This window comes from Pseudomonas sp. S8 (genome assembly GCF_050473925.1).
In the GTDB taxonomy this organism is placed as follows: Bacteria; Pseudomonadota; Gammaproteobacteria; order Pseudomonadales; family Pseudomonadaceae; genus Aquipseudomonas; species Aquipseudomonas parakoreensis.
In genome coordinates, this window is the sequence record NZ_JBFDVZ010000016.1 from 4,879,357 (window position 1) to 4,902,135 (window position 22,779).

Sequence of the window (22,779 nt, forward strand, 5' to 3'; positions counted from 1 at the left end):
CCTTCGGGGATAAATCCCCTCACCACAAGGGACATTGCAGGTTGGTGGTCAGAAGGAAATGGAAGACATGGACAGCTACATCCGCTGGTTTCAACGCTTCATCTGGCTCGGCATTGCGATGAACATGGTGTTCGCGATCCCGGCGCTGTTCGCGCCGGGGTTGCTGACATCGGTGGTCGGTCTGCCGCCGCAACTCTCCGACCCGTGGCTGGAAAACGCCGGGATGCTGCTGGTGGGCATCAGCGTGTTTTACATGCCGTCGGGCTTCAATGCGCCGCGCTATGTGGTGCATTCCTGGCTGTGCGTACTGACGCGGCTGATCGCCGTGGTGTTCTGGATTTACCTGATCAATACGAGCATTCAAGGCTCGGTGTTCGTGCCGATGCTGCTGGGCGATCTGAGCTTTTTTCTGATCCTCGGCATTCTGCTGTACCTCGGCACCACGCCCGCGAACCGGCCATGGGCGCTGCTGTGCGATGGCTGTCGCGAGTGGCGTGCTGCCTGGGCGCGGCAATGGCAGAGTCACGCCTTCAAGGTCGGCACGCTGGTGGTTGTCGCGGTGTTGGGTTTCATCGGTTACGAAACCTGGTATCAGATGCTGCGGGTGGTGCCGGAGCAGGAATACGCGTCCGACGAAGATCATTACAAATACGCCGCCATCGGCCTGGGCATCGAAGCGCGGATCCCGTATTACCTGTTCGCCGTACTGCCGCAGATGTGCCCGGAAAAACTGCCCAAACCCGGCGGCTGGGAGGTCTTCGGCTTTCTCTATGAAAACGGCAAGGACCTGCCGATCGGCATGGCCAAACGGCAGATCGGCTACCCGACCGTGGAACCGAACTGCGCGCTGTGTCACACCGGCTCCTACCGGGCCAATGCCAGCGACGTCGCGGTCAACGTGCCCAGTGCGCCGGCCAACACCCTGCAACTGCAGGCCTTCCAGTGGTTCGCTTACGATTGCGCCAGCGACCCGAAATTCACCACCGACGCGGTGATGGCGGCGATCAACGGCAAATTTCAGCTGGGCTTTTTCGAGAAGCTCTACAACCGCTATCTGATTATTCCGATGGCGAAGAGCGCCTTGCTCAAGCAGAAACAGGCCTACGCCTGGCAAAAGCTGCGTCCGCAACAGGGCCCGGGTCGCACCGACACCTTCAACCCGACGAAAATGGTGGTGTTCGGCTTCCCGGATGACTCGACCATCGGCACCGTCGACCTGCCGCAAGTCTGGAACCAGAAGCCGCGGGAGTCGATGTACCTGCATTGGGACGGCAATAACAACAAGATCCACGAACGCAACTACGCCGCTGCAATGGCCGTGGGCGCGACCCCGGAATCGGTGCTGCCGCCGAGCTTCAACCGGGTGACCAACTGGCTGCTCGGGCACAAGGCGCCGGCGTGGCCGTGGGCACTGGATCAGGCCAAGGTCGCCCAGGGCAAACCAATCTGGGACGCCAATTGCGCCGCGTGCCACGACTTCGGTCGCGCCGACACCGGGCAAGTGACCACCAACATCGATCAGCTCGGCACCGATCCACATCGGCTGGACTCGTTCACCACCGGTCTGGTGACGGCGTTCCACACCTTCAAGAAACCGCCGTTCGACTTCGGCGCTTATCGCAAGACCCAGAGCTACAGCAACACGCCGACCGACGGCATCTGGCTGCGCGCGCCGTACCTGCACAACGGTTCGGTGCCGACCCTGTGGGATCTGCTGCAACCGCCGGAAAAACGCCCGGTGGTGTTCATCACCGGCTCCGATGTCTACGACCCGGTCAACGTCGGTTTCGTCACCACGGGTGCCCAGGCCAAAGCCTCGGCCGATTTCACATACGACACGCGGCTGGAGGGCAACCACAACAGCGGTCACCTGTATGGCACCACGCTGTCGGACGACGACAAGCGTGCGTTGATCGAATTCATGAAAACCCTGTGAGCCCCTACGGATAGAGGATTACGCCATGTCAGCGGTCGGTCATCTGAAGCATGAGTACGACAAGGTAAAGGTGCGTCTGCACGGCCTGTTCACGCGAGTGGAAATGGCCTGGATGAAGCTCATCAGCGAACTGGAACCCGAGGAGTTCCAGGCCATCATCAAGTTGCTCCAGCGCGGCCACGATCAGGCGCAATACGTGCTGAAAAATGGCGAGCTGCCGGACGACGAACCGGCGGTGCCGTGGGAGTTGTCCCACGGTCTTTCGATCCTGCGCATCGGCAATGCCACGCCGTTGCCGCAATCGCCCGATCAATTGCAGACCAAGGTGCTCAAGGACGGCACGCTGCTGGGATGTCGCAAATGGGAACTGCTGGATCTGCTGTGGAGCGAGGCGCTGCTCAAGTGGATCGAAAACCTGCGCCATCACGCGACCTTCGGCACTGACCCGGCGATGGTGACCATGGATCGCGAAGTGACGCTGGCGATTGCCGGTGACTGGGGCACCGGGCCGTTCAACAGCCACGCGCCGGCGGTGTCGGTGGCCAACCAGATGCAACTGGCGAACGCTGATTTCACCATTCATTTGGGGGATGTTTATTACGCCGGCAGCTACTCCCAGGAAGACACTGACATGGCCGGCTGGCCGATGGGCACCCACGGCTCGTTCACCCTCAATTCCAACCACGAGATGTACAGCGGCGCCCACGGTTACTTCAAGGAACTGGCCGCGCGTTTTCCGGGGCAGCAGGGCACCAGCTACTTTGCCCTGATCAACGACGACTGGCTGATTGTCGGGCTGGACACCGCGTACGCTTCGGATGTCATGAACCTGTACATGGACGGCACCCTGAACAAACCGCAGATCGAGTGGATGAAGGGCCTGCCGAAACGCAAGAAACTCATGGTGCTCAGCCACCATCAGGGCTTCGACATCACCGGGCACCACAAGACCGCGCTGTATCAACCGGTGTGCGATGCGCTGGGGCGCGAGCCTGATTACTGGTATTGGGGGCATCTGCACAACGGCATCGTCTATGCGCCACAAGGTGGACTGCATGCGCGTTGTGCCGGCCACGGAGCCATTCCCTACGGCACTACCAGCGAGCTGAACGGCCATTCGCGGGTGCTGTTTTCGGAGACGCAGGACGCGAACGATCCGGACTATCCGCTGCGGGTGCTGAATGGGTACGCGAAAATCCGGCTGGTGGGGGAGGAGATTTTTGAGGAGTTTATTGGGGAGGATGGCAGTTTGAGGTGGTCATCGAAGTGATGCGATGACAGTGATGACGCTATCGCTGGCAAGCCAGCTCCCACAGGTTTTGCGGTGTACACGGTATCTGTAAACACCATCGACCACTGTGGGAGCTGGCTTGCCAGCGATGCTTTTAGCCCTGGACAGGCACGCCTTTGAGGTACGGCGCCGGCTCGGCCCCAAGGTTGCTCAGCATCCGCTCGCTGTACCAGTCGACAAAGTTGACCACGCCAAACTCATAGGTCTTCGAGTACGGCCCCGGCTGATAAGCCGTGGAGTTGATCCCGCGCTGGTTTTCTTCGGCCAGACGCCGGTCCTGGTCGTTGGTCGCGTCCCACACCTGGCGCATGCGTTCGACGTCGTAATCCACGCCTTCGACGGCGTCCTTGTGCACCAGCCATTTGGTGGTGACCATGGTTTCCTGGGCGCTGATCGGCCACACGGTGAACACGATGATGTGGTCGCCCATGCAGTGGTTCCACGAGTGCGGCAGGTGCAGAATGCGCATCGAACCCAGGTCCGGATTCTTGATCCGGCCCATCAGCTTGGCGCAGCCCTGTTTGCCGTCCATGGTCATCGACACGGTGCCCTTGAGCAGCGGCATGCGCACGATGCGGTTGCGCAGGCCGAAACTGGCGTGGGCGTAAGGGATTTTCTCGGCTTCCCAGGCAGCAGCGGACGCGGCGACGTGATCCTTGAACGCCTGATCGGCGCGCGGGTCGGTGACGTCGTCCCATTCCAGCAGGGTTTTCAGCAATTCAGGGTGCGAGCCGCCGCAGTGGTAGCACTCGCGGTTGTTTTCCAGCACCAGTTTCCAGTTGGCCTTTTCCATCAAGGTGGTTTGCACCGCCACCTTGGTGTTCTCCATGTCGTACGGTTCCATGTAGTGGTTCAGCGTCGACAGGAAGTCATCGATGGCCGGCGGGTTTTCCGCCAGGCTAATGAAGATGTAGCCGCCGGCCGTCTTCACGTTCACCGGTTTGAGGCCGTACTGCTTCATGTCGAAGTCGGCGCCCATCTCGGTACCGGCGAACAGCAGGCGACCGTCCAGCTCGTAGGTCCACTGGTGGTAGTGGCAGACCAGTTTGGCAACCTTGCCCTTGTCGCTGGTGCACAGGCGCGAGCCTCGGTGGCGACAGACGTTGTGGAACGCATGCACCACACCCTCGGCGCCACGAATGACGATGATCGGGTTCTTGCCGATCTGCAGGGTGATGTAGTTGCCCTTGGCCGGGATCTCGCAGGTCATGCCGGCGATCAACCATTCCTTCTGGAAGATTTCCTGCATGTCGATATCGAACAGGCGTTCATCGTTATAGAACGGCTGCGGCAGCGAAAAGGTACGTTCGCGCTCCTGCAGCATCTGTGCGGTGGCCTTGCGTGCGGGTTCCAGCGGGTCGCCCAGGCTGATTTTTGCGGTGTCCATCAATGTGATCCTCAAGGCCATCTGCGTGGCCGGCGAAAGTGGCTGATCAGGGTTGCTACGCAAGGTGTAAAGAAGTTGTCTTGGTGTGAGACGAGTGTGGGGCCGGCGCTGCCCGGAACCTTATCCATGGGCGACATGGTGCAATCTGTTCCCGACGCGCAACCCCCGGTGGTTGGGGGCTGGTCGCGATAAGTATGCCGATGTCGCGGATAGGTAAACGGGCGGTTCACGCTATACGCAGAATCGCCACATGAAGGCCGACAGTCGGCCGTGGAGAACAGCATGTCCAACAGCTTCCTGAATCCGGTCACCACCCAGACCTGGGCCAATGGCCGACACATCGTCCGTTGCGTCAAAGTCATCCAGGAAACCTGGGACGTACGCACCTTCTGCTTCATGGCCGACCAGCCGATCCTGTTCTTCTTCAAGCCTGGGCAGTTTGTAACCCTGGAGCTGGAAATCGACGGTCAGCCGATCATGCGTTCGTACACCATTTCCAGTTCGCCGTCGGTGCCGTACAGCTTCTCGGTGACCATCAAGCGCGTGCCGGGCGGCAAGGTTTCCAACTGGTTGCACGACACCCTGCATGAAGGCCAGGAGCTGGCGGTGCACGGGCCGGTCGGGCTGTTCAATGCCATCGACTTCCCGAGCCCGAAAGTGCTGTATCTCAGCGGCGGTGTGGGGATCACCCCGTGCATGTCGATGGCGCGCTGGTTCTACGACACCAACGCCAATGTCGACATGACCTTTATCCACAGCGCCCGCTCGCCGAAAGACATCATTTACCACCGCGAGCTGGAGCACATGGCGTCGCGGATCGACAACTTCAGCTTGCACCTGATCTGCGAGAAACACGGGCTGGGCGAGCCGTGGGCCGGCTATCGCGGCTACCTCAATCACAAGATGCTGGAGCTGATGGTTCCCGACTTCCTTGAGCGCGAAGTGTTCTGCTGCGGCCCGACGCCGTACATGACCGCCGTCAAGCGCCTGCTCGAAGCCGCCGGCTACGACATGTCGCGTTATCACGAGGAATCCTTCGGCGCCACGCCACCGGAAGCTCGCGCCGATGCGGTGGAGCAAGCCGAACAAGCGGCCGAGGCACCGGAAATCGACGCAGCGGATTTGCATCAGGTCGAGTTCACCGCCTCCGGCAAGAGCATTCGCGTGGCCCCGGGCGAAACCGTGCATGCGGCGGCGGCCAAGCTGGGCCTGATGATTCCGAAAGCTTGCGGCATGGGCATTTGCGGCACGTGCAAGGTGATGAAACTGGGCGGCGAAGTGGAGATGGAGCACAACGGCGGGATTACCGAGGATGATGAAGCCGAAGGCTACATCCTGTCGTGCTGCAGCGTGCCTAAAGGCGACGTCAGAATCGAATTCTGAGCCGGATCCCTGTAGGAGCTGCCGAAGGCTGCGATCTTTTGATCTTGATCTTAAAAGCAAGATCAAAAGATCGCAGCCTTCGGCAGCTCCTACAGGGGGATTCAATCCACGAACAAGTCAGGCATCAGGGTTGCATTACTGTCCGGTTCGAATCGGTAGTGATCGAATTCAGTCACGCCGTGCTCACGCAAAATTTCTTCGTCGATCAGCAGTCGTCCAGTGATCTGCCGCTGGCTGCTATTCAGAATCACATGCGCCGCATCCGCCATGATCGAAGGCAGGCGCGCATGCTTGAACGACTCGCGGTTCCCCAGCTGAAACTCGATCGCCGCCGTGGCAATCATCGTCTGTGGCCACAGCGAATTGACGCTGATGCCGTAACTGGCGAATTCCTCGCTCATGCCCACCGTCAGCATGCTCATGCCGTACTTGGTCACGGTGTAGGGGCTGTACTGGGCGAACCATTTGCTCGCCAGATTCAGCGGCGGCGACAGGTTGAGGATGTGCCCGGCGGATTTCTTCAGATAGGGCAGGGCGGCCTGGCTGCACAGCAACACGGCGCGGGTGTTGATCTGGTGCATCAGGTCGAACCGCTTGAGTTCGATGTGTTGCACACCGGTCAACTTGATCGCCCCGGCATTGTTCACCAGCGCATCGATGCCACCGAAATGCGCGTTGGCCTGAGCCAGCGCACGGCGCACCGCGTCTTCATCACGCACGTCCAGTTGCAGCGCCAACGCCTTGCCGCCAGCGGCTTCGACTTCTGCGGCAACACTGTGGATTGTGCCGGGCAGTTTGGGGTGGGCTTCGGCGCTTTTGGCCGCAATCACGATATTGGCCCCGTCCTTCGCGGCCCGCAGCGCAATCTCACGCCCGATGCCACGGCTGGCGCCGGTGATGAACAGGGTTTTGCCTTGTAGCGACATGCCGATGCTCCTGCTTGTTGTTATGTGAGCGGAGGGCTCGACAGACAATGTAGACCAAGCAGCTGTCGCGATAGGGATGGGCGGTGATGACTTGTGGTGAGGGGATTTATCCCCGATGGGTTGCGCAGCAGCCCCAAAACCTATGAACGCGATCTACCAGTAAGACCGCTATCTCAGGATTCACGACTGCTGCGCAGCCGATCGGGGATGAATCCCCTCGCCACAGGGGATCAACTCATTACCGGAGATCCCCTCATCCAGGCGTTCATTTGCCAAGGAATCAGGCGGACATCACTTCGCGGATATCGCGCGCCAGTTCGCGCACGCGTTCTTCTTCGGTGTCCCACGAGCACATGAAACGCGCGCCGCCCTTGCCGATGAAGGTGTAGAAGCGCCAGTTCTTGGCGGTCAGCGCGGCGATGGCCGGTTCCGAGAGTTGCAGGAACACGCCGTTGGCCTGCACCGGGAACATCAGTTCCACACCCGGGATGTCGCTGACCAGCTCGGCCAGCAGTTGCGCGCAGTGGTTGGCGTGGCGGGCGTATTTGAGCCAGGCGTCGTTTTCGAGGATGCCGACCCACGGTGCCGACAGGAAACGCATTTTCGACGCCAGTTGCCCAGCCTGTTTGCAGCGGTAATCGAAGTCTTCGGCCAGTTTGTGGTTGAAGAACAGGATTGCCTCACCCACCGCCATGCCGTTTTTGGTGCCGCCGAAGCACAGCACATCGACACCTGCTTTCCAGGTCAGGTCGGCTGGCGAGCAGCCGAGGAACGCGCAGGCGTTGGAGAAACGCGCGCCGTCCATGTGCAGGTGCAAGCCCAGTTCCTTGCAGGTGGCGCTGATGGCGCGGACTTCTTCCGGGGTGTAGACGCTGCCGACTTCAGTGGCCTGAGTCAGGGTCACGACGCGCGGTTTCGGGTAGTGGATGTCCTGGCGCTTGAGCGCGACTTCACGGATCGACTGCGGGGTGATCTTGCCGTTTTCGGTGCCGGCGATCAGCAGTTTCGAGCCGTTGGAGAAGAATTCCGGCGCGCCGCATTCGTCGGTTTCGACGTGGGCGGTTTCCGAGCAGATCACGCTGTGGTAACTCTGGCACAGCGACGACAGCGCCAGCGAGTTGGCGGCGGTGCCGTTGAAGGCGAAGAACACCTCGCAGTCGGTTTCGAACAGCTTGCGGAAATGGTCGGCCGCGCGTGCGGTCCATTCATCGTCGCCATAAGCGCGCTGGTGGCCGTGGTTGGCCTGTTCCATGGCGGCCCAAGCTTCGGGGCAGATACCGGAGTAGTTGTCGCTGGCGAATTGTTGGCTCTTGTCGGTCATGGCCGGCTTCCGTGGTCGAGACTCTTGTGAAGGCTCGTGGTCAATGAGGGTGCGCACTTTACCGAAGATCTTCCGGGGAGCACACGGGATGTCACTGTCAGGAAATTACCAGTTTGTTACCCGATTATGCACGTGACTAAACGCGACGGCGCGCTGGATCTGCTCAAGTGGCTGGCGCTGCTGAGCATGCTGCTCGATCACCTGCGATATGTCGGGATCAGCGCCGATTGGCTGTATGTGCCGGGACGCCTGGCATTCCCGTGGTTCTGTCTGGCGATGGCGGCGAACCTGGCCCGGGCCGGTGCGCAGAAGACCGAGTGGCGCTATCTGGGCTGGTTGCTGCTGTTCAGTCTGGTCAGCGAGATTCCTTACCGCTTGTACATTCCCGATCCCGACACCTTGAACGTGATGCCCACTCTGGCGCTGGGGTTGCTGGTGGTGCGGGGCTGGCAGGATCGTACGGTGTTGTCGCGGCTTTTGGGCGCGGGCGCCTTGCTGCTGACGGCGCTGTTTTCGCAGTGGCTGATGTTCGGCATATTTGGCGTGCTGTTGCCGCTGGCGCTGCTGTGGGTGATCCGTCGCCCCTGGTATTTCGGCCTGCTGCCGGGGCTGGTGTGTCTGGCGGGCAATCAGTGGCGGGTGCTGTATGAGGCGGCGGAGTTCGGCAACTACGTGGCGGTGTTTGGTATCGCGGCGTGTCTGTTTGCGCCAATGCTCGGGGTGTTCCTGTTGCGACACGCGCGACATCTCCAGCCGCCACCGATGCGGCGCTGGGGCTACGCCCTCTATCCTGCACATTTCCTCTTGCTGCTACTTATCCGCGAAGTCGCCGCATAACCGTGTGGGAGCTGGCTTGCCAGCGATAGCGGTGGGTCAGCCGTCATCAATACCAGATGTGCTATCGCCATCGCTGGCAAGCCAGCTCCCACAGGGTTCTTCAGTGTTTTCGAGATCGAGTCTGGCAAGACCATTTCGAGCCATGTCGTAAACGCACCTTTGTGTGGCGTCCGTAGGCATCTGGGCTGTCTGCGCCGGCCATACCATCGCATCAAAGGGCACCTCCGCAAGCCGCGTGCCTGACCAAGACGAAATGGCGCACCGACGCCGCTGGGAGAGACGCGATGTTCAGCAAGCAAGACCAGATCCAGGGTTACGACGATGCACTGCTGGCGGCGATGAATGCCGAGGAGCAACGTCAGGAAGATCACATCGAGCTGATCGCGTCGGAGAACTACACCAGCAAACGCGTGATGCAAGCGCAAGGCAGCGGCCTGACCAACAAATACGCCGAAGGTTATCCGGGCAAGCGCTACTACGGTGGCTGCGAGCATGTGGATAAAGTCGAAGCATTGGCGATCGAACGCGCCAAGCAACTGTTCGGCGCCGATTACGCCAACGTCCAGCCGCACTCCGGTTCCTCGGCCAACAGCGCCGTGTATCTGGCACTGATCCAGCCGGGCGACACCATTCTCGGTATGAGCCTCGCTCATGGCGGTCACCTGACCCACGGCGCGAAAGTCTCGTCCTCGGGCAAGCTCTACAACGCGGTGCAGTACGGGATCAACACCGACACCGGGCTGATCGATTACGACGAAGTCGAGCGTCTGGCCGTCGAGTGCAAGCCGAAGATGATCGTTGCCGGTTTCTCTGCTTATTCGAAGACGCTGGACTTCCCGCGCTTCCGCCAGATCGCCGACAAGGTGGGTGCGCTGCTGTTCGTCGACATGGCCCACGTTGCCGGTCTGGTCGCTGCTGGCCTGTACCCGAATCCGCTGCCGTACGCCGACGTGGTCACCACCACCACCCACAAGACCCTGCGCGGTCCACGTGGCGGGCTGATCCTGGCCAAGTCCAACGAAGAGATCGAGAAAAAGCTCAACGCCGCGGTATTCCCCGGCGCCCAGGGCGGCCCGCTGATGCACGTCATCGCCGGTAAGGCGGTGTGCTTCAAGGAAGCGCTGGAGCCCGGCTTCAAGGCCTATCAGCAACAAGTGATCGACAACGCCAAGGCCATGGCCAGCGTGTTTATCAAACGTGGCTACGATGTAGTGTCCGGCGGTACCGACAACCACCTGTTCCTGGTCAGCCTGATCCGTCAGGGCCTGACCGGCAAAGATGCTGACGCCGCCCTTGGCCGCGCGCACATCACCGTCAACAAGAACGCCGTGCCGAACGACCCACAGTCGCCGTTCGTGACCTCGGGCCTGCGCATCGGCACCCCGGCCGTCACCACGCGTGGCTTCAAGGTCGCGCAGTGCGAAGCGCTGGCCGGCTGGATCTGCGACATCCTCGACAACCTCGGTGACGCCGACGTTGAAGCGAATGTGGCCAAGAACGTCGCGGCACTGTGCGCCGACTACCCGGTTTATCGCTGAGCGGTTTGGAGTAAATGACTATGCAACGCTATTCGGGCTTCGGCCTCTTCAAACACTCCCTCAGCCACCACGAGAACTGGCAGCGCATGTGGCGCACGCCGACGCCGAAGAAGGTCTACGACGTGGTCATCGTCGGCGGTGGCGGGCACGGTCTGGCGACCGCCTACTACCTGGCGAAAGAGCACGGCATCACCAACGTGGCCGTGGTCGAGAAGGGCTGGCTGGGCGGCGGCAACACCGCGCGCAACACCACCATCGTGCGTTCCAACTACCTGTGGGACGAGTCGGCACACCTGTACGAACACGCGATGAAACTGTGGGAAGGTCTGTCGCAGGATCTGAACTACAACGTGATGTTCTCCCAGCGTGGCGTCTACAACCTGTGCCACACCCTGCAGGACATCCGTGATTCCGAGCGTCGGGTCAGCGCCAACCGCCTCAATGGCGTCGACGGCGAACTGCTCAACGCCAAGCAAGTGGCCGACGAGATTCCGTACCTCGACTGCTCGAAAAACACCCGCTACCCGGTGATGGGCGCGACCGTGCAGCGTCGTGGTGGCGTCGCTCGTCACGATGCCGTGGCCTGGGGCTTTGCCCGTGCCGCCGACGCCTTGGGCGTGGATCTGATCCAGCAGACCGAAGTCATCGGTTTCCGCAAGGAAAACGGCGTGTGCATCGGCGTTGAAACCAATAAGGGTTTCATCGGCGCCAAACGCGTCGGCGTGGTCACCGCCGGTAACTCCGGACACATGGCCAAGCTCGCCGGTTTCCGTCTGCCGATCGAATCTCACCCGCTGCAGGCACTGGTGTCCGAGCCGATCAAGCCGATTATCGACAGCGTGATCATGTCCAACGCCGTGCACGGCTACATCAGCCAGTCCGACAAGGGCGACCTGGTGATCGGCGCCGGTATCGACGGCTACAACGGCTATGGCCAGCGCGGTTCGTACCCGGTGATCGAGCACACCATCCAGGCCATCGTCGAGATGTTCCCGGTGCTGTCGCGGGTGCGCATGAACCGCCAGTGGGGCGGCATCGTCGACACCACGCCGGACGCTTGCCCGATCATTTCGAAAACCCCGGTACCGAACATGTTCTTCAACTGCGGTTGGGGCACCGGCGGCTTCAAAGCCACACCTGGCTCGGGCAACGTGTTTGCCGCGAGTCTGGCCAAGGGTGAAATGCACCCATTGGCGGCACCGTTCTCCATCGACCGTTTCCACAACGGCGCACTCATCGACGAACACGGCGCTGCTGCCGTCGCCCACTAACAGGAGAAATTCCCATGTTGCATATCTTCTGTCCTCACTGCGGCGAACTGCGCTCCGAAGAGGAATTCCACGCATCCGGTCAGGCGCATATTCCGCGTCCGCTGGATCCGAACGCCTGCACCGATGAAGAGTGGGGCGACTACATGTTCTTCCGCGACAACCCGCGTGGTCTGCACCACGAGTTGTGGGATCACGTCGCCGGTTGCCGCCAGTACTTCAACGTCACTCGCGACACCGTGACCTACGAGATTCTCGAAACCTACAAGATCGGCACCAAGCCGCAATTCACCGACAAGGCTGATACGGCAAAAACAGCCACGACGGCGCTGGGAGAGAAGGTATGAGCCAGACCAATCGCCTGTCCAACGGTGGACGGATCGACCGCAATAAAGTGCTGAGCTTCACCTTCAACGGTCAGAGCTACAAAGGCTTCGAGGGCGACTCCCTGGCCTCGGCACTGATCGCCAACGGCGTCGACATCATCGGCCGCAGCTTCAAGTATTCGCGTCCTCGCGGGATCTTCGCCGCCGGTGCCGAAGAGCCGAACGCCGTGCTGCAGATCGGTGCCACCGAAGCCACGCAGATTCCCAACGTGCGCGCCACGCAACAGGCGCTGTACCAAGGCCTGGTCGCCACCAGCACCAACGGCTGGCCGAGCGTCAACAACGACATGATGGGCATTCTCGGCAAGGTCGGCGGCAAGCTGATGCCGCCGGGTTTCTACTACAAAACCTTCATGTACCCGCAATCGTTCTGGATGACCTACGAGAAGTACATTCGCAAGGCTGCCGGTCTGGGCCGTTCGCCGACCGAAGTCGATCCGGACACCTACGACTACATGAACCAGCACTGCGACGTGCTGATCGTCGGCGCCGGCCCTGCCGGTCTGGCGGCTGCCCTGGCGGCTGCGCGCAGTGGTGCGCGGGTGATTCTCGCCGATGAGCAGGAAGAGTTCGGCGGCAGCCTGCTCGATTCTCGCGAAAGCCTCGATGGCAAACCGGCGATCGAGTGGGTGGCCAGCGTTATCGCTGAATTGAAAAACACTCCGGACGTGCTGCTGTTGCCGCGCGCCACGGTCAACGGTTACCACGACCACAATTTCCTGACCATTCACGAACGCCTCACCGATCACCTCGGCGACCGCGCGCCAATCGGTCAGGTGCGTCAGCGCATTCACCGTGTTCGCGCCAAGCGTGTGGTGCTGGCGACCGGCGCCCACGAGCGTCCGCTGGTCTACGGCAACAACGACGTGCCGGGCAACATGCTCGCCGGTGCGGTCTCGACTTACGTGCGCCGTTACGGTGTGGCACCGGGCAAGAAGCTGGTGCTGACCACCAACAACGATCACGCCTACCGCGTGGCGCTGGACTGGCTCGACGCCAGCCTGCAAGTGGTGGCCATCGCCGATGCACGGAGCAATCCGCGTGGTGCGCTGGTGGAAGAAGCCCGCGCCAAAGGCATTCGCATCCTCACCGGCAGCGCCGTGATCGAGGCCCGTGGCAGCAAGCGCGTCACCGCTGCCCGCGTTGCCGCAATTGACGTCAAAGCGCACACCGTGACCAGCCCGGGCGAATGGCTCGACTGCGACGTGATCGCCAGTTCCGGCGGTTACAGCCCGGTGGTGCACCTGGCTTCGCACCTCGGTGGCAAGCCGATCTGGCGCGAAGACATCCTCGGTTTCGTACCGGGCGAAGCACCGCAGAAACGTGTGTGTGTCGGCGGCATCAACGGTGTTTACGGCCTCGGAGATTCGCTGGCCGATGGTTTCGAAGGTGGCGCACGCGCTGCCAGTGAAGCCGGTTTTGCGGTGGTCGAAGGCACGCTGCCAAAAGCGCTGAGCCGTCTCGAAGAAGCGACCCTGGCGCTGTTCCAGGTGCCGCACGAGAAGGGTACTTCGCGGGCGCCGAAGCAATTCGTCGACCTGCAGAACGACGTCACCGCCGCCGCCATCGAACTGGCGACCCGCGAAGGTTTCGAGTCGGTCGAACACGTCAAACGCTACACCGCGCTGGGTTTCGGCACCGATCAGGGCAAGCTCGGCAACGTCAACGGCCTGGCCATCGCTGCCCGCTCGCTGAACGTGACCATCCCGCAGATGGGCACCACGATGTTCCGCCCGAACTACACGCCGGTAACGTTCGGCGCCGTGGCCGGTCGTCACTGTGGGCACATCTTCGAGCCGGTACGCTACACCGCGTTGCATCAATGGCACCTGAAAAACGGCGCCGAGTTCGAAGACGTCGGCCAGTGGAAACGTCCATGGTACTTCCCGAAGAACGGCGAAGACATGCACGCGGCGGTGAAGCGCGAATGCAAAGCCGTGCGCGACAGCGTCGGCCTGCTCGACGCCTCGACCCTGGGCAAGATCGACATTCAAGGCCCGGATGCCCGCGAGTTCCTCAACCGCGTGTACACCAACGCCTGGACCAAGCTCGACGTGGGCAAGGCGCGTTACGGCCTGATGTGCAAAGAAGACGGCATGGTCTTCGACGACGGCGTGACGGCCTGCCTGGCCGACAACCATTTCGTCATGACCACCACCACGGGCGGCGCCGCGCGCGTGCTGCAATGGCTGGAGCTGTACCACCAGACCGAATGGCCGGAGATGAAGGTGTACTTCACCTCGGTCACCGACCACTGGGCGACCATGACCCTGTCCGGCCCGAACAGCCGCAAGCTGCTCAGTGCCGTGACCGACATCGACCTGGCCAACGAAGCGTTCCCGTTCATGACCTGGAAAGAGGGTCTGGTCGGCGGTGTGCCGGCGCGGGTGTTCCGCATCTCGTTCACCGGTGAACTGTCGTACGAAGTCAACGTCCAGGCCGACTACGCGATGGGCGTGCTGGAGAAAATCGTCGAGGCCGGCAAACAGTACAACCTGACCCCGTACGGCACCGAGACCATGCACGTCCTGCGGGCCGAGAAGGGTTTCATCATCGTCGGTCAGGACACCGACGGCTCGATGACCCCGGACGACCTGAACATGGGCTGGTGCGTCGGTCGCACCAAACCGTTCTCGTGGATCGGCCAGCGCGGCATGAATCGCGAAGACTGCGTGCGTGATCAGCGCAAACAACTGGTGGGTCTGAAGCCGATCGACCCGAACGTCTGGCTGCCGGAAGGTGCGCAACTGGTGTTCAACACCAAGCAGGCGATCCCGATGACCATGGTCGGCCACGTGACCTCCAGCTACGCGCACAACTCCCTCGGCTATTCGTTTGCCATGGGTGTGGTCAAGGGCGGTCTGAAGCGCATGGGCGAGCGGGTGTTTGCACCGCTGGCCGATGGCAGCGTGATCGAGGCAGAGATCGTTTCTTCGGTGTTCTTCGATCCGAAGGGGGATCGGCAGAATATCTAACACCACAGAACCTGTGGGAGCGTGGCTTGCCCGCGATGGCGTCAGACCAGGTTACACATCTGCGACTGACAAATCGCCATCGCGGGCAAGCCCGCTCCCACCGGGATGATGAATTCAGCAAAGGTGCTTTATGACCACAGCCAACGTGTACCAACAACGCCCGACCACCGGGGCCCGTGCCGAGTCGTCGCTGCACCATGCCGACCTCGCCAGCCTGGTCGGCAAGGGCCGCAAGAACGCCGGCGTCATCGTGCGTGAAAAGAAACTCCTCGGTCACCTGACCATTCGTGGCGATGGCCACGATGCAGCCTTCGCCGCTGGCGTGCACAAGGCCCTCGGCATTGAGTTGCCGGGCGCCCTGAGCGTCATCGTCAAAGGCGAAACCAGCCTGCAATGGATGGGCCCGGACGAGTGGCTGCTGATCGTGCCAAGCGGTGAAGAATTCGCCGCCGAACAGAAACTGCGCGAAGCGCTGGGCGACCTGCACATCGCGATCGTCAACGTCAGCGGCGGCCAGCAAGTGCTCGAACTGAGCGGGCCGAACGTGCGTCAGGTGCTGATGAAATCCACCAGCTACGACGTGCACCCGAACAACTTCCCGGTCGGCAAAGCGGTGGGCACGGTGTTCGCCAAGTCGCAGCTGATGATTCGCCACACCGCCGAAGATACCTGGGAACTGCTGATCCGCCGCAGCTTCTCGGATTACTGGTGGTTGTGGTTGCAGGATGCTTCGGCCGAGTACGGCCTCAGCGTTCAGGCCTGACCTGTTGTGACTGCTTTGTGGTGAGGGGATTCATTCCCGATGGGCGGCGAAGCCGCCCCAGACCAGCCACCGCGTTTATCAGGTAGATCGTATACATAGGTTTTGCGACTGCTTCGCAGCCGATCGGGGATGAATCCCCTCACCACAAAAGCAGTTCAGTGTAGGTCAGCCCAGTACAGAGTTCACTCTGCTCACAGATGTTGAAACAGGAGTCACCGCACCATGAGCCGCGCCCCAGACACATGGATTCTGACCGCCGACTGCCCCAGCGTGCTCGGCACGGTGGACGCGGTGACGCGTTTTCTGTTCGAGCAGGGTTGCTACGTCACCGAGCACCATTCGTTCGATGACCGGCTCTCGGGCCGCTTCTTCATTCGTGTGGAATTCCGTCAGCCCGAGGGTTTCGACGAGCAGTCCTTCCGCGCCGGCCTCGCCGAGCGTGGTCAGGCGTTTGGCATGGTCTTCGAGCTGACTGCGCCGAACTACCGGCCGAAAGTGGTGATCATGGTCTCCAAGGCCGATCACTGCCTCAACGATTTGCTCTACCGCCAGCGCATCGGCCAGTTGTCGATGGACGTGGCGGCGGTGGTGTCCAACCACCCGGATCTCAAGCCGCTGGCCGACTGGCACCAGATTCCCTACTACCATTTCCCCCTCGACCCCAACGACAAGCCGGCGCAGGAGCGTCAGGTGTGGCAGGTGATCGAAGAGTCCGGCGCCGAACTGGTGATCCTCGCCCGCTACATGCAGGTGCTGTCACCGGAGTTGTGCCGCAAGCTCGATGGCAAGGCGATCAACATCCATCACTCGTTGCTGCCGGGGTTCAAGGGTGCCAAACCCTATCACCAGGCCTACAACAAGGGCGTGAAACTGGTCGGCGCCACGGCGCACTACATCAACAACGACCTCGATGAAGGGCCGATCATCGCCCAGGGTGTCGAGGCGGTGGATCACAGTCATTACCCGGAAGATTTGATCGCCAAGGGGCGTGATATCGAGGGCCTGACTTTGGCCCGGGCCGTGGGTTATCACATCGAAAGAAGGGTGTTTTTGAACGCCAACAGAACCGTTGTTCTTTAGATCGCCATCGCTGGCAAGCCAGCTCCCACAGGGATTTGTGTCGTACACAATTTTTGAGTTCCACCCGAAACCTGTGGGAGCTGGCTTGCCAGCGATGAGGCCATAACAGGCAACACAACAATCAGCATCTGTACCCGAGCACTTAACGCGCTGCCTGCCTGGGCAACGCGGTTCCATAAAAACAACAGCGAGGTGAAAGCATGTCTGGCAATCGTGGTGTGGTGTATCTCGGCGCTGGCAAGGTCGAAGTACAGAAAATCGACTATCCGAAAATGCAGGACCCGCGTGGCAGGAAGATCGAGCACGGGGTGATCCTGCGTGTGGTGTCCACCAACATTTGTGGCTCCGACCAGCACATGGTGCGCGGCCGGACCACGGCGCAGACCGGTCTGGTGCTGGGCCATGAAATCACTGGCGAAGTGATCGAGAAGGGTTCCGACGTCGAGAACCTGAAAATCGGCGACCTGGTCTCCGTACCGTTCAACGTGGCTTGCGGGCGCTGCCGTTCCTGCAAGGAGCAACACACCGGCGTCTGCCTGACCGTCAACCCGGCCCGCGCCGGCGGTGCTTACGGTTATGTCGACATGGGCGACTGGACCGGCGGCCAGGCTGAATACGTGCTGGTGCCGTACGCCGACTTCAACCTGCTGAAACTGCCGGATCGCGACAAGGCCATGGAGAAAATCCGCGACCTGACCTGTCTCTCCGACATTCTGCCGACCGGCTATCACGGTGCGGTGACGGCGGGCGTTGGCCCGGGCAGCACCGTGTACATCGCGGGCGCCGGCCCGGTCGGTCTGGCCGCTGCGGCCTCGGCGCGCTTGCTGGGCGCGGCGGTGGTGATCATCGGCGACGTCAACACCATCCGCCTGGCGCACGCCAAGGCTCAGGGTTTTGAAGTGGTCGACCTGTCCAAGGACACGCCGCTGCACGAGCAGATCGCCGCACTGCTGGGCGAACCGGAAGTCGATTGCGCGGTGGACTGCGTGGGCTTCGAAGCCCGCGGCCACGGGCATGACGGGGTGAAAGCCGAAGCGCCGGCCACCGTGCTCAACTCGCTGATGGGCGTGGTGCGCGTGGCGGGCAAGATCGGTATTCCGGGCCTGTACGTGACCGAAGATCCGGGTGCCGTGGACGCCGCCGCAAAAATGGGCAGCCTGAGCATCCGCTTCGGTCTGGGCTGGGCCAAATCCCACAGCTTCCACACCGGCCAGACCCCGGTGATGAAATACAACCGCCAGCTGATGCAGGCGATCATGTGGGACCGCATCAACATCGCCGAAGTGGTGGGTGTGCAAGTCATCAGCCTCGACCAGGCGCCGGAAGGTTACGGCGAGTTCGATGCCGGTGTGCCGAAGAAGTTTGTGATCGATCCGCATCGGTTGTTCAGTGCGGCGTAAGTTTTACGCATAGGAATAGGCAACCCGATGGGTTGCCTTTTTTGAGTAACCAAACTATTTAAATGCGCACTTGCTGGCATCGCCGTCAGCGGTTGCACAATCTTCACCTTTCCAATTGCTTCCGGTGGCTTTTACCGGAACGCCGAGCCGCAGGCCCGAAGACGCACCCATATCGTTCTTGCCTTCATATCGGCAGATGACAACCGAATCGGCTGTGTCTTTGTCTTTAAGGCGTGCTGAGGTAAAGGTGAGATCTTCAGCGTCTTGAGAGTGAGTGATCGACACCGTCGGGCAAGTGGCTGCGTAAGCGGTGCTCATCATGGCCAGGCTGATTACGATGCCCGTGGCAATTGTCAGCTTCATCATTTGTACTCCGTTACATAAATGGGAGCCGCAATGATCGCGTGCATGATTAGTAACGCCTACTGTCAGATCTGACAGGTTCATGGATCGTTTTGAAATATCGATTAGCCTGACGCGCAACCAACGGGCCTAAAAGATCGCAGCCTTCGCCAGCTCCTACAGGGATCGATGTAGGAGCTGCCGAAGGCTGCGATTTTTTGATTTTTGCAATCAGAGGGCTGCCAAAGCGCCTTGGTAAAGCACCGGCCCGGTCGGCTGTCCGCTCGGCGAACCACCTTTCGGCTCCAGACTCACCGCCAGCGCAATCGGCTGGCCGATCAAGGCTTTCTGCGCCGCGCTCAGTTCAACCTTGCCTTTGCCGCCTGCAGGAATCACCCCCAGCGAAATCGGCTTGCCATCGGCGGGTATCGCCCACAGTTCCAGGCTGCGATCTGGCCCGACTGCCGCCAATGTCAGCGGTTCGACCTGCAGATAGTCCGCATGCGCCTCGACCTTCAGCGCCGGTTGCGCGTCGGCGCTCAGCAGGGTGGCGCGGTAGCGGGCGTCGTCGCGGTTGTACAGGGAACCGAGGAACACCAGCACCACGATCGAACACAGCGCGGCAGTGACCCGCAGCCAGTTCCAGAACGGACGTTTTTCCGGGACGTGCAGTACTTGCGGTTCGATGCGCGCAGTGATGCCTTGCCACACCCGATCCGGCACCGGTTGCTCTGGAACCGCGTCGGTCAGGCTGGCAAGGCTTTCCTGCCAGTGAGCGAGTTCTGTGCGCAGTGCTGCATCGTCCAGCAGCAGTTGTTCAAAGCGCCGACGCGCCGCCGACGACATCAGGCCGATGGCGTAATCGGCAGCGAGGGCGCGGCGCAGGGCAGGGGTCTGGTAGTTCATGATTCAAGGCACCTGCGCAGACGTTCCATGCCACGGCGAATCCACGATTTCACCGAACCCAGCGGCGCGGCCAGGTGTTCGGCGAGTTCCGAGCAGGACAGGCCCTGAAAGTAGGCGACGCTGATCGACTGGCGCTGCATGCCGTCGAGTGTGTCGAGGCAACGGTGCAACGCGCTGGCTTCGCGGCTGCTGTTCAACAGGTCGTGGGCCGAAGGGCCTTCGTCCGGCAGGGTGGCCTGTTCGAAGTCGGTCAGCGGCCGGTCACGCTGTTTGCGTAACTGGTCGATGGCCTGGTGGCGAGTGATGTTGATCATCCAGGTCAGCGGCGCCGACAAATGGGCTTCGTAGCGCGAGGCGTTGTTCCAGATGCGCACGAAGCTTTCCTGCAGCACGTCCTCGGCCAGATCTGCCCGGCCCATGAAACGCAAGGCGACACCGTGCAAGCGCGGGCCGACGCTGCGGTAGAGGGTTTCGAATGCACGCCGATCGCCCAGTGAGCACTGGGCCAACAACTGGCGCAACTGATCGGGGTCGGCGGTGGAAATGACGGTTCTCCAGGCAATGGGCGGACGACGAGGGCGCTGCTCGGGCTGTTCACAGGCTAGTTCAGCGACAGCGCTTGTGCCATTCATCTCGGGTTATCCACGGTTTCACGTTTTATATACGTGGCTATCCTGAAAATGGATGCGTCGGCGAGGAACATGCCAGCGCAAACCCGGTCAAATCGGCAGTTTTGCCGCCCCTAGACGGGCGGTTACCACAGTGCAAGAGGATGTCTGAATGAAGATTTCACGCGGTATGGCCTTGGCTTCACTGATGACCCTTGCAGCGAGCCCGGTGTTTGCCGGTTTCAGCTTGAACGATGTCGCCGGTGCAGTCTCGGGTATGCAAGGGGGTGACAAGGCTGCCGCCGCTGCACCGACTTCGGAAACCGCTGGATTGCTGAGTGCCTTGAGTGCGCTGAACGTCACGCCCCAGCAAGCTGTAGGGGGAACCAGTGCGATGTTGGGCCTGGCCAAGAACCAATTGAGCAGCACCGATTATTCGCAGTTGGCCAAAGAAGTGCCGGGCATCGACAAACTGTCGGGCGGTAGCGGCAATCTGGCGGCATTGAGCGGGTTGCTGGGCTCGTCGGGCAAGTCAGCCGGGTTGGAAAATGCGCTGGGCAACGTCAAGACCACCAGCGACCTGAACAACGCTTTCAGTGCGCTGGGCATGGACAGCGGCATGGTTGGCCAGTTTGCCCCGGTGATCCTGCAATACCTGGGTCAACAGGGTGTTGGCGGTTCGCTGTTGAGCAGTCTGGGCAACATCTGGGGCGCCGGCAGCGGCAGCTGATTCAGCCGCGCTCACCGCGCAGTTCGCTGATGCGCTGATCCTTCTCGGTCCAGAGCTGGTTGACCCAGTTCTGGACCTGCTGGCGAAACTGCGGATCGTTCTCGTAATCGCCCTGCGACAGCGCCGGGTCGAGTTCGCGGGTCTGGATGTCGACGATCACCCGCGGCACGCTGCCGCTGATCAGATCCCAGAATCCCGGAATGTTCTCCTGTGGATAAACCACGGTCACGTCGAGCAATGCATCCAGCTGCTCCCCCATCGCCGCCAGCACAAACGCCACACCTCCCGCCTTGGGTTTGAGCAGATGCTTGAACGGTGACTGCTGCTGCGCACTTTTCGCCGCGGTGTAGCGAGTACCTTCCAGATAATTCACGACCGTTACCGGCTGGCGCTTGAACAGCTCGCAGGCCTGTTTGGTGATTTCCAGATCCTTGCCCGCCAGCTCCGGATGCTTCGCCAGAAACGCCTTGCTGTAGCGCTTCATGAACGGGTAATCCAGCGCCCACCACGCCAGACCAAGGAACGGCACCCAGATCAGCTCTTTCTTGAGGAAGAACTTGAAGAACGGCGTGCGCCGGTTGAGGGTCTGGATCAGCGCCGGAATGTCGACCCACGACTGGTGGTTGCTGACCACCAGATACGAGGTGTCACCGCGCAGATCTGCGCCGCCGCGAATGTCCCACTGAGTGGGGATGCACAGACGAAAGATCAGTTTGTCGATTTCCGCCCAGGTCTCGGCAATCCACATCACCGCCCACGAGGCGTAATCGCGCCAGCGCCCTGGCGCAATCAGTTTGAGCAGGGCAAAGACCATCAACGGCCCGATCAGGATCAGGGTGTTGAGCAATAGCAGCAGGGTGACGAAACAGCCGGTGAGCAGGCGGCGCATAAGCAACTCTATGAAGGCGGATGGGCGCGCCATGATAAGTGGCTTCGGGCGACAGGCCAAATCGATGGTGACGAATGTTTCACCTTTTAACCCTTAAGATCAAAAGATCGCAGCCTTCGGCAGCTCCTACCCGATCGCTGTAGGAGCTGCCGAAGGCTGCGATCTTTTGATCCTGATTGAGCCGAACGAATTCAAAGGCCACGGTCTAAAATCCCGTTGCCCAACTCCCCAAGGAAGCCCTCTACGTGAAATCCCTCCTTGCACTGTTTGCCCTCGTCGCCCTGCCGGTCATGGCCGCCGAACCGACCCTGTACGGGCGTTATGAATACATCGCGCTGCCGGAAATCGGTGGTGAGGTGCTCAAAGCCAAGATGGACACTGGCGCGCTGACCGCCTCGCTGTCGGCCAAGGACATTGAGACCTTCACCCGCGACGGCGAAAACTGGGTGCGCTTCCGCCTCGGCACCAAGGACGCCAGCAACAAAGTGTACGAGCACAAGATCGCGCGGATCAGCAAGATCAAGAGCCGCTCGGACGAAGAGGACGAGGGCGACAGCACTGAAGTCGCCAAACGCCCGGTGGTCGATCTGGAACTGTGCCTGGGCAACGTCAAGCGTACCGTTGAGGTCAACCTGACCGACCGCAGCAACTTCAACTACCCGCTGCTGATCGGTGCCAAGGCCTTGCGCGAGTTTGGCGCCGCAGTGAACCCGGCGCGGCGTTTCACCGCCGACAAGCCAGACTGCTGAGTGGTCTCATTGACGTAAGGTCAGGCTTGGGGCACCGTTCGCGCACTTAACCCATGGGCTCGGA

The 22,779-nt window shown here is 61.1% G+C and carries 20 protein-coding genes; 13 read left to right on the top strand and 7 right to left on the bottom strand.

All coding sequences use genetic code 11. The features are described 5' to 3' along the window. Positions 1 to 67: 67 nt before the first annotated feature. Positions 68 to 1,936: a hypothetical protein gene (locus AB1J88_RS23105; protein ID WP_430292052.1), complete on the top strand. Its 1,869-nt coding sequence runs from the start codon at positions 68 to 70 to the stop codon at positions 1,934 to 1,936. Positions 1,937 to 1,961: 25 nt separating this feature from the next. Then, on the top strand, positions 1,962 to 3,206 hold the full coding sequence (locus AB1J88_RS23110; RefSeq protein ID WP_430292053.1) for a metallophosphoesterase family protein: 1,245 nt from the start codon (positions 1,962 to 1,964) through the stop codon (positions 3,204 to 3,206). A 115-nt stretch (positions 3,207 to 3,321) separates the two neighbouring features. On the opposite strand, the gene gbcA is transcribed toward AB1J88_RS23110, so the two are convergent. Then, on the bottom strand, positions 3,322 to 4,614 hold the full coding sequence (gene gbcA, locus AB1J88_RS23115) for a glycine-betaine demethylase subunit GbcA (protein WP_401281344.1): 1,293 nt from the start codon (positions 4,612 to 4,614) through the stop codon (positions 3,322 to 3,324). A gap of 282 nt (positions 4,615 to 4,896) precedes the next feature. On the opposite strand from gbcA, the gene gbcB reads away from it, so the two are divergent. Beyond that, positions 4,897 to 5,997 (top strand): glycine-betaine demethylase subunit GbcB, encoded by a 1,101-nt coding sequence (gene gbcB, locus AB1J88_RS23120; protein WP_041069889.1) that lies wholly within the window; start codon positions 4,897 to 4,899, stop codon positions 5,995 to 5,997. 101 nt (positions 5,998 to 6,098) lie between these two features. On the opposite strand, the gene AB1J88_RS23125 is transcribed toward gbcB, so the two are convergent. Both AB1J88_RS23125 and AB1J88_RS23130 read right to left on the bottom strand, forming a co-directional pair. After that, positions 6,099 to 6,923, bottom strand: coding sequence for an SDR family oxidoreductase (locus tag AB1J88_RS23125; protein WP_430292054.1), 825 nt, complete (start codon positions 6,921 to 6,923; stop codon positions 6,099 to 6,101). Between the two features lie 280 nt (positions 6,924 to 7,203). Next, entirely contained in the window at positions 7,204 to 8,244 is a 1,041-nt protein-coding gene (locus AB1J88_RS23130; protein ID WP_016772826.1) for a low specificity L-threonine aldolase, read from the bottom strand. Between the two features lie 126 nt (positions 8,245 to 8,370). Between AB1J88_RS23130 and AB1J88_RS23135 the strand changes: the two genes are divergently transcribed. The 8 genes from AB1J88_RS23135 (at position 8,371) to fdhA (ending at position 18,491) form a co-directional block, all read left to right on the top strand. Further along, complete coding sequence (locus AB1J88_RS23135) at positions 8,371 to 9,081, top strand: TraX family protein (RefSeq protein WP_430292055.1); 711 nt, start codon at positions 8,371 to 8,373, stop codon at positions 9,079 to 9,081. A gap of 284 nt (positions 9,082 to 9,365) precedes the next feature. After that, positions 9,366 to 10,619: a serine hydroxymethyltransferase gene (glyA, locus tag AB1J88_RS23140; RefSeq protein WP_041069902.1), complete on the top strand. Its 1,254-nt coding sequence runs from the start codon at positions 9,366 to 9,368 to the stop codon at positions 10,617 to 10,619. Between the two features lie 20 nt (positions 10,620 to 10,639). Further along, complete coding sequence (locus AB1J88_RS23145; protein ID WP_003206307.1) at positions 10,640 to 11,890, top strand: sarcosine oxidase subunit beta; 1,251 nt, start codon at positions 10,640 to 10,642, stop codon at positions 11,888 to 11,890. A 14-nt stretch (positions 11,891 to 11,904) separates the two neighbouring features. Continuing rightward, on the top strand, positions 11,905 to 12,234 hold the full coding sequence (locus tag AB1J88_RS23150) for a sarcosine oxidase subunit delta (protein WP_003228964.1): 330 nt from the start codon (positions 11,905 to 11,907) through the stop codon (positions 12,232 to 12,234). After that, positions 12,231 to 15,248, top strand: a complete 3,018-nt coding sequence (locus AB1J88_RS23155; RefSeq protein WP_222018005.1) for a sarcosine oxidase subunit alpha — start codon at positions 12,231 to 12,233, stop codon at positions 15,246 to 15,248. Before AB1J88_RS23150 ends, AB1J88_RS23155 begins: the two co-directional genes overlap by 4 nt. A gap of 130 nt (positions 15,249 to 15,378) precedes the next feature. After that, on the top strand, positions 15,379 to 16,011 hold the full coding sequence (locus AB1J88_RS23160) for a sarcosine oxidase subunit gamma (protein ID WP_034155013.1): 633 nt from the start codon (positions 15,379 to 15,381) through the stop codon (positions 16,009 to 16,011). A gap of 222 nt (positions 16,012 to 16,233) precedes the next feature. Then, a complete protein-coding gene (purU, locus tag AB1J88_RS23165; RefSeq protein ID WP_430292056.1) occupies positions 16,234 to 17,091 on the top strand; it encodes a formyltetrahydrofolate deformylase in 858 nt (285 codons plus the stop codon). A 200-nt stretch (positions 17,092 to 17,291) separates the two neighbouring features. After that, entirely contained in the window at positions 17,292 to 18,491 is a 1,200-nt protein-coding gene (gene fdhA, locus AB1J88_RS23170; RefSeq protein ID WP_027610665.1) for a formaldehyde dehydrogenase, glutathione-independent, read from the top strand. Between the two features lie 54 nt (positions 18,492 to 18,545). On the opposite strand, the gene AB1J88_RS23175 is transcribed toward fdhA, so the two are convergent. The 3 genes from AB1J88_RS23175 to AB1J88_RS23185 form a co-directional block, all read right to left on the bottom strand. After that, on the bottom strand, positions 18,546 to 18,854 hold the full coding sequence (locus tag AB1J88_RS23175; RefSeq protein WP_430292057.1) for a hypothetical protein: 309 nt from the start codon (positions 18,852 to 18,854) through the stop codon (positions 18,546 to 18,548). Between the two features lie 210 nt (positions 18,855 to 19,064). After that, positions 19,065 to 19,739 carry an anti-sigma factor gene (locus AB1J88_RS23180; RefSeq protein WP_430292058.1) on the bottom strand — a complete coding sequence of 225 codons (675 nt, stop codon included), beginning with the start codon at positions 19,737 to 19,739 and terminating at the stop codon, positions 19,065 to 19,067. Beyond that, positions 19,736 to 20,371 carry an RNA polymerase sigma factor gene (locus tag AB1J88_RS23185; RefSeq protein WP_041069918.1) on the bottom strand — a complete coding sequence of 212 codons (636 nt, stop codon included), beginning with the start codon at positions 20,369 to 20,371 and terminating at the stop codon, positions 19,736 to 19,738. The genes AB1J88_RS23180 and AB1J88_RS23185 overlap by 4 nt, the downstream gene beginning before the upstream one ends. Positions 20,372 to 20,519: 148 nt before the next feature. Here AB1J88_RS23185 and AB1J88_RS23190 point away from each other — a divergent pair, with 148 nt between their 5' ends. Then, positions 20,520 to 21,077 carry a DUF2780 domain-containing protein gene (locus AB1J88_RS23190; protein ID WP_041069921.1) on the top strand — a complete coding sequence of 186 codons (558 nt, stop codon included), beginning with the start codon at positions 20,520 to 20,522 and terminating at the stop codon, positions 21,075 to 21,077. A gap of 1 nt (position 21,078) precedes the next feature. Here the strand turns inward: AB1J88_RS23190 and AB1J88_RS23195 are convergent, their stop codons facing one another. Beyond that, on the bottom strand, positions 21,079 to 21,966 hold the full coding sequence (locus AB1J88_RS23195; protein WP_095695841.1) for an acyltransferase: 888 nt from the start codon (positions 21,964 to 21,966) through the stop codon (positions 21,079 to 21,081). 245 nt (positions 21,967 to 22,211) lie between these two features. On the opposite strand from AB1J88_RS23195, the gene AB1J88_RS23200 reads away from it, so the two are divergent. Continuing rightward, on the top strand, positions 22,212 to 22,715 hold the full coding sequence (locus AB1J88_RS23200; RefSeq protein ID WP_041069928.1) for an ATP-dependent zinc protease family protein: 504 nt from the start codon (positions 22,212 to 22,214) through the stop codon (positions 22,713 to 22,715). Positions 22,716 to 22,779 lie beyond the last annotated feature (64 nt).